This is a genomic window from Nostoc parmelioides FACHB-3921, assembly GCF_014696625.1.
Lineage (GTDB): Bacteria > Cyanobacteriota > Cyanobacteriia > Cyanobacteriales > Nostocaceae > Trichormus > Trichormus parmelioides.
This window is the reverse complement of the sequence record NZ_JACJQL010000031.1, coordinates 25,478-39,944: the sequence shown is the minus strand read 5'-3', so window position 1 is coordinate 39,944 and position 14,467 is coordinate 25,478. Positions and strand designations below refer to the sequence as shown.

14 protein-coding genes and 1 CRISPR repeat array are annotated in these 14,467 nt (G+C 41.3%); of the genes, 7 read left to right on the top strand and 7 right to left on the bottom strand.

Annotated elements, in window-relative coordinates; translation table 11 throughout:
- Positions 1–19 precede the first annotated feature (19 nt).
- Positions 20–655, top strand: coding sequence for a PAP/fibrillin family protein (locus tag H6G14_RS19410; RefSeq protein WP_190568954.1), 636 nt, complete (start codon positions 20–22; stop codon positions 653–655).
- 61 nt (positions 656–716) lie between these two features.
- Here the strand turns inward: H6G14_RS19410 and arfB are convergent, their stop codons facing one another.
- The 3 genes from arfB to H6G14_RS19395 all read right to left on the bottom strand — a co-directional run bounded on the left by arfB (position 717) and on the right by H6G14_RS19395 (position 2,308).
- Positions 717–1,130 (bottom strand): alternative ribosome rescue aminoacyl-tRNA hydrolase ArfB, encoded by a 414-nt coding sequence (gene arfB / locus H6G14_RS19405; protein ID WP_190568953.1) that lies wholly within the window; start codon positions 1,128–1,130, stop codon positions 717–719.
- Positions 1,131–1,193: 63 nt separating this feature from the next.
- Positions 1,194–1,493 (bottom strand): hypothetical protein, encoded by a 300-nt coding sequence (locus H6G14_RS19400; protein ID WP_190568952.1) that lies wholly within the window; start codon positions 1,491–1,493, stop codon positions 1,194–1,196.
- Between the two features lie 143 nt (positions 1,494–1,636).
- A complete protein-coding gene (locus H6G14_RS19395) occupies positions 1,637–2,308 on the bottom strand; it encodes a pyridoxamine 5'-phosphate oxidase family protein (protein WP_190568951.1) in 672 nt (223 codons plus the stop codon).
- A 98-nt stretch (positions 2,309–2,406) separates the two neighbouring features.
- On the opposite strand from H6G14_RS19395, the gene pdxR reads away from it, so the two are divergent.
- From pdxR to H6G14_RS19380, 3 genes are all read left to right on the top strand, one after another.
- Entirely contained in the window at positions 2,407–3,879 is a 1,473-nt protein-coding gene (gene pdxR, locus H6G14_RS19390) for a MocR-like pyridoxine biosynthesis transcription factor PdxR (RefSeq protein ID WP_190568950.1), read from the top strand.
- Positions 3,880–4,235: 356 nt separating this feature from the next.
- A CRISPR array of direct repeats spans positions 4,236–4,999; the repeat unit is 37 nt; unit sequence GTTGAAACCTTCTAAAATCCCTATCAGGGATTGAAAC.
- A gap of 214 nt (positions 5,000–5,213) precedes the next feature.
- On the top strand, positions 5,214–6,800 hold the full coding sequence (locus tag H6G14_RS19385; protein ID WP_190568949.1) for a hypothetical protein: 1,587 nt from the start codon (positions 5,214–5,216) through the stop codon (positions 6,798–6,800).
- Between the two features lie 76 nt (positions 6,801–6,876).
- Positions 6,877–7,014: a hypothetical protein gene (locus H6G14_RS19380; protein WP_190568948.1), complete on the top strand. Its 138-nt coding sequence runs from the start codon at positions 6,877–6,879 to the stop codon at positions 7,012–7,014.
- Here the strand turns inward: H6G14_RS19380 and H6G14_RS19375 are convergent.
- Complete coding sequence (locus H6G14_RS19375) at positions 6,998–7,189, bottom strand: hypothetical protein (RefSeq protein ID WP_190568947.1); 192 nt, start codon at positions 7,187–7,189, stop codon at positions 6,998–7,000. The genes H6G14_RS19380 and H6G14_RS19375 overlap by 17 nt on opposite strands.
- A 319-nt stretch (positions 7,190–7,508) precedes the next feature.
- The gene (locus H6G14_RS19365; protein WP_190568945.1) at positions 7,509–9,350 is read right to left on the bottom strand and encodes an SWIM zinc finger family protein; all 1,842 of its coding nucleotides are present in this window, start codon (positions 9,348–9,350) and stop codon (positions 7,509–7,511) included.
- A 186-nt stretch (positions 9,351–9,536) separates the two neighbouring features.
- Here H6G14_RS19365 and lpdA point away from each other — a divergent pair, with 186 nt between their 5' ends.
- The 3 genes from lpdA (at position 9,537) to H6G14_RS19350 (ending at position 12,481) form a co-directional block, all read left to right on the top strand.
- Positions 9,537–10,964, top strand: a complete 1,428-nt coding sequence (gene lpdA / locus H6G14_RS19360; RefSeq protein ID WP_190568944.1) for a dihydrolipoyl dehydrogenase — start codon at positions 9,537–9,539, stop codon at positions 10,962–10,964.
- A 123-nt stretch (positions 10,965–11,087) separates the two neighbouring features.
- Complete coding sequence (trpC, locus tag H6G14_RS19355) at positions 11,088–11,978, top strand: indole-3-glycerol phosphate synthase TrpC (protein ID WP_190568943.1); 891 nt, start codon at positions 11,088–11,090, stop codon at positions 11,976–11,978.
- Positions 11,979–12,232: 254 nt separating this feature from the next.
- Positions 12,233–12,481: a DUF5340 domain-containing protein gene (locus H6G14_RS19350; RefSeq protein ID WP_190568993.1), complete on the top strand. Its 249-nt coding sequence runs from the start codon at positions 12,233–12,235 to the stop codon at positions 12,479–12,481.
- Between the two features lie 458 nt (positions 12,482–12,939).
- Here H6G14_RS19350 and H6G14_RS19345 read toward each other — a convergent pair whose 3' ends face one another.
- Positions 12,940–13,167 carry a DUF2949 domain-containing protein gene (locus tag H6G14_RS19345; RefSeq protein WP_010998879.1) on the bottom strand — a complete coding sequence of 76 codons (228 nt, stop codon included), beginning with the start codon at positions 13,165–13,167 and terminating at the stop codon, positions 12,940–12,942.
- A 504-nt stretch (positions 13,168–13,671) separates the two neighbouring features.
- Entirely contained in the window at positions 13,672–14,193 is a 522-nt protein-coding gene (locus tag H6G14_RS19340; protein ID WP_190568942.1) for a DUF192 domain-containing protein, read from the bottom strand.
- Between the last annotated feature and the right edge of the window lie 274 nt (positions 14,194–14,467).

Sequence of the window (14,467 nt, the reverse complement as noted above, 5' to 3'; positions counted from 1 at the left end):
AAAAGGAAATATTTAAGCCTTGACTAACCGATTTTCATTAAAAGAAAAACTACAAGCGAAACTGGCGGAGATCCAAATTAACAGTGCTGGCTCTCCTGTTACCAATGTGAAGTTAGATCAAACTATCGCCGCAGAAATCGAACAGTTAACAACAGAATTAGAAAGCTGCAACCCCAATCCCCAGCCCCTGCTGAATGCTGCTGCTTTGCTGGGAGGTTCTTGGCAACTGCAATACTCCACCGCCAGAGAAATCCGGTCTTTGGATTCCCTGCCATTAGGACTCAAGGTAGGTAAAGTTTATCAAGTGATTGATGTTGCTAATAAATTGTTTTTTAATTTAGCTTTTGTGCAGCATTCTCTGGGATTAATATCAGGATACGTGAAAGTTACAGCTAGGTTTGAGCCTGTGATAGATGATAAATCATCTGCACCGGACAAACGTATCAACGTATATTTTGACAAACGCTATCTATCCATCGAGAAGATGATTGGCATTGATACCCCCCAACTCAACCCATTTAAGGTTGTGTCGGCGAACAATCCTCAGGGTAGAGTTGCCAGCCTTGACATTACTTACCTAGACGAAACCTTAAGGATTGGACGCGGGGGCGATGGTAGTTTGTTTATTCTGCAAAAATCTGATGAACTATGTTAAGTAGCTGTCATCAGTCAACAGTCATCAGTCATCAGTAATTTTTCCACTACCTAATTTTCCTCTAATCAATAACCTGCCTTCGCATAGATTTAATCTCTGCTCGCTTAGTTTTACTGTCAAGTCGTCTTTTTTGAGAACCGCGAGTTGGTTTAGTAGGTTTGCGTGGTTGGGGTAGTATGACCGCGCTTTTGATGAGGTCTTTGAGGCGTTGCAGAGCTTCTTCTTTGTTTTGCTCTTGGCTGCGGTGTTCTTGAGCCTTGATGACAACGACCCCCTCTTGGTTGATACGTCGGTCATTGAGCTTCAAAAGCTGCTCTTTATAGAAAGCTGGTAAGGATGAAGCTTCTATGTTGAAGCGTAGGTGGATAGCAGTAGAAACCTTGTTGACATTTTGCCCTCCCGCACCTTGGGAGCGAATGGCACTAATTTCAATTTCGCTATAGGGGATGATGATTTTCTGGGAAATTTGCAGCATAACTTTATGTATAGCATTAAAGGGGCGATCGCCTCTGGTTGCTCAAAGACCATCGCCTCTAAATTACTTCTGCTGGCGTAGCTGCTCTACTATATGGTCTTCCAGTTCTTGTTTTTCTCGGTTACTAGCAGAGCGTTGATAGTTCTTCCCTGTTTGTTGAATAAATTTACGCTTCTCTGCTGGAGACAATTTACCAGAAAAGTTTTTTTGCATTTCTTCCCAGGTTTGCAGGGCTACAGCTTCACCATGCTGAACAAGCGCCGCAGGGAGTAATTTTTTGGCTTCCATACGTAAATCTTCCTCGGTTTCCAAGGAAGATAAGTCTACATGGCTAAAATCAATATCGATAGAAAATTTACTCATTCAAATATTAAAACTCACTATTGGCTATTCTTAGGGTTGAACGCTTTTTTATTAAAGCCTATAAAGGTGGCTGTTGGTTAATTCCTTTTGGTGCCAAAGAAGTCCTAAACTTAGATGCAGATAATTCATCGAATCATAGACTTTCACGCAGGGCTTTTTTGTGGTCTGGTGTACTTCTTTACATAGTTAGGTAATTCTATACTTGAATCTAAGCGGGAATCATTGATGGGTGTGGACGCAGTTAATTTTAAAGGAATTTGCCCTGCCCAGACTGGTATTTGATAATCAGCTTCATCGTCAATTGGTTCACCAGTGCGGATTTTTGCTGAGGCTTCGGTTAGGGGTAAAGATAGTACTATGGTTCCCACTAATTCTTGACGATTAGGCGATCGCACTTCTTCCCATCTTCCCAGAAGAACGTGTTCTGTAAATGCTTTGAGAGCAGCTAATTTTTGCTCTGCATCTTCTACTAGTGTGGCTTTACCAAATACTACCACTGAGCGATAGTTCATGGAGTGGTGAAATGCCGATCGCGCTAAAACTAATCCATCAATTAAGGTGACTGTGACGCAGACATCAAGACCTTGTTGCAGGGTTTTTAACATCCGGCTAGCAGGTGACCCGTGAATATATAATGTATCGTCTATTCTTCCATAGGCTGTAGGAATCACAACAGGCTGTCCGTCAGCTACAAAACCTACATGACAGACTAATCCTTCATCTAAAATTTGATAAATGGTTTCACTTTCATAGTTAGCTCTTTTAGGTACGCGTTTAACTGTAGTTCTTTGGCTGGGGGCTTTTTGTTGGGTCATAATGGGAAATTTCTACTCTATATGGTTAGAGTAATCAGGTAAGTGGAAGTAAACAAGAGCCACTTTTTAGTTATTTAACCAGTCCACTTGTGTGATTTATGGATTTTGCTATTAATATTGACCCAGACGCACCTTTATCTCTGCATCGCCAAGTTTATGAGGAAATACGTCGGGCTATTTTGTTAGGACGGTTAACTTCAGGGGAAAAACTACCATCTACGCGATCGCTTGCTCAATTACTTGGTGTTTCTCGTGCTACTGTGACTCAAGGTTATGAGTTATTGCTGAGTGAGGGTTATTTAGAAACTATCGTGGGTTCGGGGACTTTTGTTTGTCGTCAACTTCCCGATGAATTACTGAATACCACACCAATTGAGTCAAAATTACAACCAAGTAACTCACCTGTACCTTTATCAGCTTATGGTAAAAGTTTGAGTGATAAAGCGTTTTTACGTATACCAGAACAAGCTGTAGAAATTAGCTTTAGTTATGGACGACCAGCTTTTGATAAGTTCCCGATAGATTTATGGCGTAAGTTAATCTCTCGTCATTGCCACCCTCAATCAGATGTACTGGATTATACAGACAATTCCCTGGGATATCATCCATTAAGGGAGGCGATCGCCGCTTATCTTTCGCGCTCTAGAGCCGTTAATTGTCAAGCAGAACAAATCATTATTGTCGGTGGTTCCCAGCAAGGTCTTGATTTGATTACACGTATCTTAATTGACCGTGGTGATGGGATTGCTGTGGAAGAACCAGGTTATTTAGGTGCTAGAAGAGCTTTTTTAGCTCAAGGGGCTAGTTTATTTCCTGTCCCTGTAGATCAATCAGGGCTAATAGTCAGCAAATTAACAACAGGTATCATTCCTAACCTTAAACTAATTTACGTCACTCCCTCCCATCAATTTCCTACAGGTGCGGTGTTATCCCTTCCCCGCAGATTAGAGTTACTGGCTTGGGCGCAGAAAACAGGGGTGATGATTATTGAAGATGACTATGATAGTGAGTACCGTTATGGTGAGCGTCCCATACCTGCTTTGCAAGGATTAGATCAGGGTAACTCAGTTATTTATGTCGGGACATTTTCTAAAGTCCTTTTTCCCGCCTTGCGCCTGGGTTATTTAGTTTTACCGCAGAATTTAGTAAATATATTCGCCCGTGCAAAATGGCTGGCGGATAGGCAATGTAGTTTATTAGAACAGTATGCCCTGACTGATTTTATTACAGAAGGACATTTAGAGAGGCATATAAGAAAGATGCGATCGCTTTACAATCAACGCAGGCAAACTTTAGTGCAGTCTTTGTTCTCTCATTTTGGCAATAGATCAAAAATCCTGGGGGAAAATGCTGGAATGCACCTTATGGTAAAAATAGATACCCAAATCAGCGATGATGAAATAGTCCAGCGTGCAGCCCTCGCTGGGGTCAGTATTGGGGCAGCATATCCCCAGTATTTAAAAGAAAGTCCTGGTAATGAATTTATCTTTGGCTATGCTGAACTCAATGAACAGCAAATTCTAGAAGGGGTACGGCGACTGGCTGGGGTAATTCTGAATTCAGAAGGCTAATACTACTTTTACCCGTCAACATTGGTTATCCGATGGGGTAGTCCATATCCATCGCCCGTCAACCGTCAACAGCTATAATATTGACATTTCATACTGTGATTCAGCAGCGTCAACCTATAGGTGTTTTGCTGCACAGATTCGATTTTTTGCCTCTATGCCTTATCCTGATTAGGTTACAGCCCATAACATTAAAACTGGGGTTGACGCAATTAACTCTAAGCCTTGCCACAACTACTTTTGCGCTAATTTTTTCCCTACGCCTCTTGACAACCCAATGTCTGAAAAGTTATCTTGGCTCCATATTGACGCAACTGAACCTTGAAAACCAAATACACCAATGCTTTGAAAGCCAAGCGGTTGAAACCTTCTAAAATCCCTATCAGGGATTGAAACACGTAAGTACCACCTATTAAACACACTTCTATGTTACGTTGAAACCTTCTAAAATCCCTATCAGGGATTGAAACTTAGAATCAACAGAAGCCTGTTGAGCTTGCAAAGTTGAGTTGAAACCTTCTAAAATCCCTATCAGGGATTGAAACAAAGACTTTTGAGTTATATTGAACTTTCTCAGTCTGTTGAAACCTTCTAAAATCCCTATCAGGGATTGAAACATCTGTACTAAGATTAGGCAGCGTCAGTGTAACAAAGTTGAAACCTTCTAAAATCCCTATCAGGGATTGAAACATGTTTCCTGTAGCATTAGAAACATTTAAATCTATGTTGAAACCTTCTAAAATCCCTATCAGGGATTGAAACACAAGCATTAATTAAAGAAGCAGAAGAACGCGATGTTGAAACCTTCTAAAATCCCTATCAGGGATTGAAACCGCTACAAGAGAACCCTGGGTCATAGAGTCTTTAGAGTTGAAACCTTCTAAAATCCCTATCAGGGATTGAAACTTCTCATCAAATTTTGAGAAAACTTTTATTTTTAAAGTTGAAACCTTCTAAAATCCCTATCAGGGATTGAAACATGGCTAATAGCTCAGAATATCGTGAAGTAGCCTTGTTGAAACCTTCTAAAATCCCTATCAGGGATTGAAACGAGATTACCGCTCCTTTGTATATAGCTCTCATGGGGTTGAAACCTTCTAAAATCCCTATCAGGGATTAAAACGACTCTGGTGCGTAAGTACTCTAAACTACAACCCTAATTTTGCAGAAAACCCAAGGGGGTAGCCAAAACAATACCTAAAGGCGATCGCCCAGAATATCTACCCATCCGTTTTATGTAGAAAATTAAACCATCTACTTCTAGGCAACTAATCAAAGCGCGAGTATAAAAGAAAAAACAAACACAAATTAATACTGTAAATTAACAGAGAAATAACATGGCCAATCGCTCGCGCAAGCTAACGCCAAAATCTTCTAAGCAAGACGGTTCTGATTTGGAAGCAAAGAAAGCCCGAATCCAGCAACAACAGGTAGGTGATACCGATTTGCCAAAGGAAGGTGATGGAAGAATTAATGAAACCCAGATACAGAAAGTGATTTCTCCATCAAAATCCTATAAACCGTCTTCAATAATTGCGATCGCCATTTTACTTACAAGTGCTGGCTTAGTGCTGAGTTGTACCTGGATTGGGGTTCTGTGGATATTTAACCCAGAACAGGTAAGCTGGCTGAATAATTTCCTACCAGAGTGGGCGCACATCCCCGGTAACAGCGAAAACCCCCAAACCCTCGCCCAAATCCAAGTCAATTTGAGCCAAAAACAACAAATACCAGGGGAAACCATTCCTCTAGATGATGAGGAAAAATCATTGCTGTTACCAGTGATGCGCCAGCGTCCCGATTGTATAGCTAACTGTAAGGAAATAGTCGAACTCAGGGTTTATCAGTTAGAAAATTTAAAATACGAATCACAACCAGAAAAATTTTATCGCTTGGCGAATAGCTTACTAATTACTGGCCCTGAAGAATCATTGGCAATTAGCGGAGGTGGGCAGAATGCGATCGCTTCCTTGGTAGAAGATACACCAGAAAATGAAGATGTTAGCAATCCTTTACCATTAAATATAGTGAACCGCTTTGAAGCCGGAACACCAGCAGCAGGTGTCTGGTTAAATTTGCGCGGACAGCGACAACAAGATCATCAATCTGTGACTCCTGATGCGGGGAATATTGCCTACGGTCAAATTGTCTACTACAATCCAGAGCGTAGCCACTTACAACTGATGTTATCTTGGACTAGTCCCAGTGGACACATTCCTAAATGGGAACAAGTCACAGGTAGTAATGCTAAAGAATTGGTTGTTGATCAAACTATAGGTTTAGAACCAAAACTACAGGTTTACCAAGTCAAATCTGTAAACTTATATCTGAATCCCATTCAATTGGAAGAAATTTCTTTACAAAACCCCGTATTGAGAGACTCTGGTTACAAAAACGTGCTGTTAATTAGCCGCAATGGCTTATGGTCACCAGCTTTCGATTGGTTAACATCGATTAAAAAACAACGCAACAATAGTTTACCAGCCGCCGCCCAATCACAATTAGACTTGATTCGCCTCCATGCTGAAGTAACTAAAATCCAAGCCGATAAAATATGGGCTAGTCCCAGTGAACAAGTACTTGCAGATTTAATAGATGGTCGTTGGGAAAAAGCGTTGCAAGTATTTAGCGCATCCCCACAGAATGCACAAGAAATAGCCATTTTGTTAAAAACAGATAAGGATCGATTATGGCGGCGTGTGGTAGCTGCAATGCAAGTGAACCCCAATAGAAAAGCCGTCCAAGCTTGGGGGGCTTTGATTTTAACAGTGCAGCAGGGGGAAGCCAAAGCCAATTCCTGGTTAGAAGAACAAGCAAAACCGTCTACAGCCAACCTCAGTTATATCCAAGGTCTGACAAAGCAACTCTATCCCCAAGCAGACACAATTGATGATTCCGCGCCCAGTTCAGATACAGATAGTTAATTGCCAAAATTATGGGGATGGAAAAAATTTTCCACCCCCATTTACTAAATAGATTGGATAATGTTAAGGTTATTTTATGATGTCTTCACACAATCTTTATCAAGTATCGATGGCGATCGCTAAACTTGAAAGTGAAGATTCATGGTTTAAAGTTGCGCGTTCCCAAAAACAGACTATACAGGCACTCTATCAAAAAATTATTCTTCTTTGGTAGTAGCTGCTAAACGTTGTTCCTTAAGATTTTGTAATTGTTCCAACAAAGAGTCCACCTCTGCTTGCAAGTTCATTAGTTTAACTTGCTGGTCATCTTGGTAGTAAGACTTATTTAAATGACGTGTCAACGCAGCTTGGCATTCACGTTCAGAAACAGTAGATGTAGCAGTAGCCATCTTTTTTAAATTCCAAAACTCAACTCACACCTCTTGGTAAATAATATAATAAAGCAACTTTAAGCTTTGTTAAATAAATGTATCTTTTTAATCATATAGTCTAATGAGTTACGGTTTGTACCATAAGTGACGGCGATGATTCCCCTATGTTCCCGTAATTCTATACTCCCCCGACTTGAAAGAGCAGGGGTAAAATTAGGACGGGCAATGCCCACCAAACCCTTGATACAGTGGGCATTACTAAAGATACCGTCAACCATCAACCGTCAACATAATATTTCCGAAATCAAATATAAATCCTAGATCAACCAATTGATTGTTACTCCATCCCCCGTTCCTTGAACATTCCCATCAATTTCCGTTTACGGGCGTGGATTTCTATTAACTTTTCTCGATATTTAGACCAATCTGCTTGTCTACCAGATTGTATATAAGCAGCACGTACCTTTTTCAGCCACTGCACTGCTTCACTATAGTATTCTGCCTTACCCTCATCCATAATTTTTTCAGCACGGCGACGGGCATTAGTGATTACCCAATCAGGCTTCTGTGATATGGCTGCTTCCATGACTCGGTGGATTAAAGCTGAATGATAGGAACTGAGTTCACTAACAGTAGCGATCGCATCCTCAATCAGTCCCTCATATAAAAATACATCCACCTTGGCTGATTCTATTCCCCAAGTCTTACAACTCTGAATAATCCTTAATAAATCTGTTTTGACATTTTCCCAGCTTTCACCCGCTAATTCTGCCATTTTTTGATAATCAACAAAGCAGGGTTTAACTTGAAAAGCTTCCTTGAGTGCGAGTAAAGAAATTTCTGGATTGCCCACAGCTTCGGCTAAATCGCTTGTCCAGATGCCTAATTCATACCGACAATTACCAGGTAACTTAAAACCAACTTGGGCTATGTCTAATGCTTCCGGTAATGAACCTTGTTCAGCTAAGGTTTTAGCTAAAGCAAAAGCTTCTTCCGTGGAACTCATCTGCATTTCCGCCGCCGCCAATGCTTCCTCTACCCTGCCTAAACGCCCCAACATCGTTAAATATTCTTGGGTTTGTCCCTCTACTTGGGCTAAATACAAATATTCTTGGTAGCGTTCCTGGCGTTCGAGAATTTTTAGGCGAATTTGTGCCAAATCATCAGCATAATTAGGAACTTCTCTTTCCCATACACCCATTTCGGCAATATCGCCTTGGAGAATTCGCAGCAAATGCGGATCATCCCAACCTTGACGTAACGCATCTAAACTCATGCTAAAATCGGCATTCCATTCATCTTGCCAAGCTTCCAAACTCACTTGCACATCAACTTTTTCTGCTGATGTTAGTTCAGACGAGAGAATCACTTCACACCAAGCCAGATTTAACTCCCAGGCAATTTCATCATTGTCAGCACCGTATTCTGATACCTCATCCCAATTTTCGGCACAGGTAGAGGTGATGGCTTCAAGAATAGCGATCGCATTATTACTCTCACCTTGCTGAGAAAATTCTAAAGCAGTCTGCACCAAACTAAACAAATCTTCGGTAATCGGGTCTTCCTCATACCCCTCCTCAAAGTAGCGGACTGCTTCCCGCAAAATTTGCTTAACTTGTCCGCGAAAGGAAGCCAAATTCACAGTTACTTGCCGTCCGGGTTGAGTAGATATAGGTTTAGCTACAGGATTCGTCATCCAACTAACGTGCTGATCAATTACATCTATCAGTTGGGGTTGTTCGGCAACTAATTCCTGTACCAGCCTTTGAGTCTGGACATGATCTAAACGATCTAGTAATTGTTCTAAAGTAGGACGTTGCTCAATAATTTCTGGTTGTCTTGTAGATACAAGCATCGTCGCCACAATGTGTTTACACCAGCCATCTAGGTTGTAAGCACAAGTACACTTGGCCGAAGTGATATTCTTGTCATCAAAATTGAGAGTTACACGATAAGGTAATCGTTCATTTCCTTCAACTTCTGCTTGCAATTGCTGACCACGCTGAGTGATTGTGATGACAGCACCCGCTTCAAAATAAGCCTCCCCACGTTGGAAAGATTTGGCGTTAGCGTAGCGACGGACTGTAAATTCACTGATTTGGGGTAGAGACATCGAGCGATCGCCTGCAAAAACCTGTGCGTAGATAAATACTAGATCAAGCTTAGGCTTTCCGCTCATTGATTGCAATTAGGAGATTGGTCATTAGGGACGCGATTAATCAGGTCAGTGGTTAGAGACGCGATTAATCGCGTCTGTACAATTGCATCCCCAATCCCCAATTTAGTAACTTCCACACCTCTAAAGGCTTGCAAGGATGGCTAGACGGGTTGAAAATAGATAGGCGAAGCACACGGGGAAACTAACGTGAGTCATGAATTTGATTACGATTTAGTCATAATAGGCGCTGGTGTAGGGGGACATGGCGCAGCCCTACACGCGGTAAGTTGCGGCCTAAAGACAGCGATTATCGAGGCAGCCGACATGGGGGGAACCTGTGTCAATCGAGGCTGCATTCCATCGAAAGCGCTGTTGGCTGCTTCTGGACGTGTGCGGGAATTACGCGATGCCCATCACCTGAAGTCTCTGGGGATTCAAATTGGTAATGTGGAGTTTGATCGTCAAGCGATCGCTAATCATGCTAATAATCTTGTCTCCAAAATTCAAGGAGATTTAACAAATAGCCTGAAACGTCTGGGAGTCGATATCATCAGGGGTTGGGGCAAAATCGCGGGGACACAAAAAGTCACCGTCACGGGCGATGGTGGTGAAAAAACCATCACCGCTAAGGATATTATCCTTTCCCCCGGTTCTGTCCCCTTCGTACCTCCCGGTATTGAAGTCGATGGCAAAACCGTATTCACCAGCGACCAAGGCGTAAAGTTAGAAACCTTACCTGAATGGGTAGCCATTATTGGTAGTGGTTACATTGGTTTAGAATTCTCGGATATTTACTCAGCTTTGGGCTGTGAAATCACCTTGATTGAAGCCCTCGACCAGTTAATGCCAGGATTTGACCGCGATATTGCCAAACTCGCGGAACGGGTGCTAATTACACCCCGCGATATTGAAACAAAAGTTGGTGTATATGCCAAAAAAGTTATTCCTGGTTCGCCAGTAGTAATTGAATTGGCAGATTTCAAAACCAAGGAAGTTGTCGATGTCATCGAGGTAGATGCTTGCCTAGTAGCAACAGGACGCATCCCAGCCACCAAAAACCTGGGTTTAGAATCCATTGGTGTGGAACTTGATCGCCGCAACTTTATTCCTGTAGACGATCGCATGGCAGTGTTATCAGCAGGTGAAGTAGTACCCCATTTGTGGGCAATTGGTGATGCTAACGGCAAAATGATGCTGGCACACGCTGCTTCAGCCCAGGGCATTGTCGCCGTGGAAAATATCATCGGTAAGGAAAGAACAGTAGACTATCGCAGCATTCCCGCCGCCGCATTTACCCATCCCGAAGTTAGCTATGTCGGCTTAACAGAAACCGGTGCTAAAGAATTAGGCCAAGCTGAAGGTTTTGAAGTCGCCACCAGCAGAAGTTACTTCAAAGGCAATTCCAAAGCTTTAGCCGAAAACGAAGCCGACGGTATAGCCAAAGTCATCTACCGCAAAGATACCGGGGAAGTTTTAGGCGTACATATCTTTGGTTTACACGCCTCCGACTTAATCCACGAAGCATCCGCCGCCGTAGCCAACCGTCAAACTGTCCAAACTTTAGCCCATTTAGTCCACGCCCACCCAACATTATCCGAAGTGTTGGATGAAGCGTATAAACGAGCGATCGTTTAGTTTAGTCAACAGTCCATAGTTCATAGTTCATAGTCCATAGTCCACGGCTATAACTAATGACCATTGACTATGGACTATGGACTAATGAAAACTGACAACTGACAACTGACAACTGACAACCCTATGCAAATCCGTCGCCGACAACCAAATCCTGCTATCAATGTATCGGTATTGCGCTACCAAGTCGCTCTACCAAATGCCAAACCACAACATATTTTGGAAGAAATCGTTTGGCAAAAGGAAGTAGAAGTTGACCAAATGCGGGAAAAGTTGCCTTTGCTGGAATTGCAAAAAAAAGCACGTATTGCCCCACCTACCCGCGATTTCGTCGCCGCTTTAAAAAACGGTAGAACCACACCTGCGTTAATTGCCGAAGTCAAAAAGGCTTCACCCAGTAAAGGCGTATTTCGGGAAGATTTTGACCCAGTAGCGATCGCCTTATCCTACCAACAAGGTGGCGCTAGTTGTATTTCCGTCTTAACTGATGAAAAGTTTTTTCAAGGTAGTTTTGACAACTTAACTAAAGTCCGCGCCGCCGTAGATTTACCTTTACTTTGCAAGGATTTTGTGATTTATCCTTATCAAATGTATCTGGCACGGATTCAAGGCGCAGATGCTGTGTTATTAATTGCTGCTATCCTTAGTGATCAAGATTTACAGTACTTCATCAAAATTGCCAAAGCTTTGAATATGGCAACTTTGATTGAAGTTCATAACCTGGAAGAACTTGACCGCGTTTTAGCTTTAGATGGTGTATCTTTAGTTGGAATTAACAATCGCAATTTAGAAGATTTTTCTGTAGACTTACAAACTACTTGCCAACTTTTAGCCGCCAGAGGTAGCCAGTTACAAGAACGAAATATTGTAGTTGTGAGTGAATCGGGATTACATAACCCAGAAGATTTGAGTTTAGTATCCCAAGCGGGTGCTAGTGCTGTGCTAATCGGTGAGTCTTTAGTCAAACAACCAGATCCAGAACTAGCGATCGCCAACCTATTCTCCAGTGGTGTTTAAAAGTTATTCTTTTAGATGTAGGACTTACGCACACAGGTTGTCTGTTGAGAACGGGTGTAAGGGTGTAAAGGTGCAAGAGTTTCAAACATTTATACCCCTACACCCCTATACCCCTATACCCTTAACAAACTTGATGAAGCTATTTAAATATCAAAAAATATAGTTAATATTTATTTATTGTGTAAAAATTAACTTAATAACATACAACTACTAAGCATCACAAAATGCTTAATATAACATCACCCATCGACTACATGGAGCAAATTCCCCTACCTTCACCCATTCATTATGAACTCATACTCCAATTATTAGAAAGACAAACCATGTCAGCAGTCAGTAAAAACCCTGAATTGCGACATCAAGTAAATCAATTAATTATTACATTAAGAAAAGCAGCCGCCCAGCAAAAACACTTAGAAAATTCCTGTCTAGGTTCTTCCCTATCAGTAGAACATCGTTGGTCAATCAATCATCATGATCAGCAAGTTGCAACTCATGATTAAAAGGGATTGGGTATTGGGTAGGAAATATAGCTGTTGACAATTGACGGTGAGGCAGTCGGAGTCTTGTCTGCGTTCGCGGAGAAGGGAAGAGTACCCGGAGGGTTGTCTGTTGACGGACTTGAAAACCTTGTGTGGTCAGGGTTTCATTTTGAATTTTGTTGGCGTAGCCTACTCTACGAGTTGTCCGCAGGAATAGCTATAGGCTATGAGTGAATTTGAATTGATTCATCTGGCTACGGCTATAATTCTTGAGTTTATAGCCCCTTTTTCATCCGTCGTGGGTAAAAAGTTCATAACAGCTAAATTAAAAGAGCGAGTTAAATAATTCACTCGCTCTTTTAGTTTGTTTGTATTTAAATGAGTAGAAATTATGGGAGTCAATTTTTTGTGTCTCAGTCCTGGCACAAGACAGAGTGGTTGCAACATACCTTAATTCTCCTAAACGAGAACTTCCTAGCTTACGCTGTTTCTAACCAATCATAAATTTTTTCTAACTGTTCTAAGCTAATTAAACCGTACTGCCAAAGAATCATAGGCAAAGGCCCTGGGTCTTGTTCTCTATGCCGTAGTGCCACAGCCAAAGATGCCGCAGAAATTGCTAAATCTTCCTGTAGAAAATGAATGAGCCTTGAATAAGTAGATGGTGACATCTGTAACTCACCTCCTTGTTTAGTCTGAATTGTCATTTAGTGTTTTCCCGTTTCCCTATACTTTGCAAATATTACTTCATCGGTGAATATACGATGACCGGATAATCACTGGAGCAATTTTTTAAATTCTGCAAACACAGCTTATTTTTTAACGAAAACTAGAGAATTATAGCTAATCTTAGCCTTCATTTCATCTAGATGCTTTATTTTCCAGCTGTTAGTTGTTCTGGTCAAATAGGTTTTATCTTTTTTTACTTTAGTGTGTCACTTAGATACACTTTTAGTAGCAAAGATTCCATAGATAATACTGCCTCACAAACAACTAGTAACACTTATGCCAAAAGGAAGATTTTTTGCATAAAGTTTTTCTAGGCTGCGATCGCACTTGAGAGTGTATAAATTTTGTTGTGTTTGACATCATACTAAATAGTAACCGCAGAATTTGCATTTTACGTATACTTGATATTTTTTTTACGTAAAAATCATGAAGTAAAAATCAGATTCATCTTGGAATGCAAGCCATTGAGAGACTTAACACTGTTAATTACGGTTATTTAAAAACTCAATTTTGATACTATTGCCTGGCTGCAAATTTAACTCAGCTGCCCTGCCTGCACGTAATTCTATGACTGCATCAATAAGTACGTCAGGGCCATAAGTAGGACAAGGCTCACTAGGGCAAGGAGGTGCAGCAGCTTGAATATATTTGACTACACCCTTTTGCAAAAACACCATATCTAAAGCAACTGGTACATTCTTCATCCAAAATCTAGCTGGTTGTGGAGAAGCAAAAGGAAACAGCATTCCTCTGTTATCTGGTAAAGCTGGGCGATACATCAACCCCATTTGCTGCTGTTCTTGTGTCTTTGCCACTTCTAATTCAATAGTTGTGCCATTAGGAACAGTTGCCTTGGCTGAAATTGGTAGTGTTTGTCCAGAATTCACTACTAGTGCAGGTGGAGAAATAGCAGTATCTGTAGGTGTTTCAGCAGTGGTTTGTGAAGAACAAGCCATCAGTAAAATACTCAATAGCATCGGAATTAAACTTAACCAACGCATCATACAATTTTTGATTTTGTAATTTAGACTTCGATTTTACAGAAATTAAGCGAAAAAGCCCACGCTTCTCGGTTATGTTTTCTACCATGTTGAAGAGGCTGGTTAAGCTGCTTTTGCTTTAACATGGATATCTTTTTGTGTTGACAGCTGATGGTTGACTGTTGACTGTTGACAAACCATACAAGTGACTATGTTTGATAAATTTGGATGTAACCTGCCATAAAACAAATATCCCACCTGTGGGAGAGTGGGAGAGCTTAATTATAGAATGTAATTT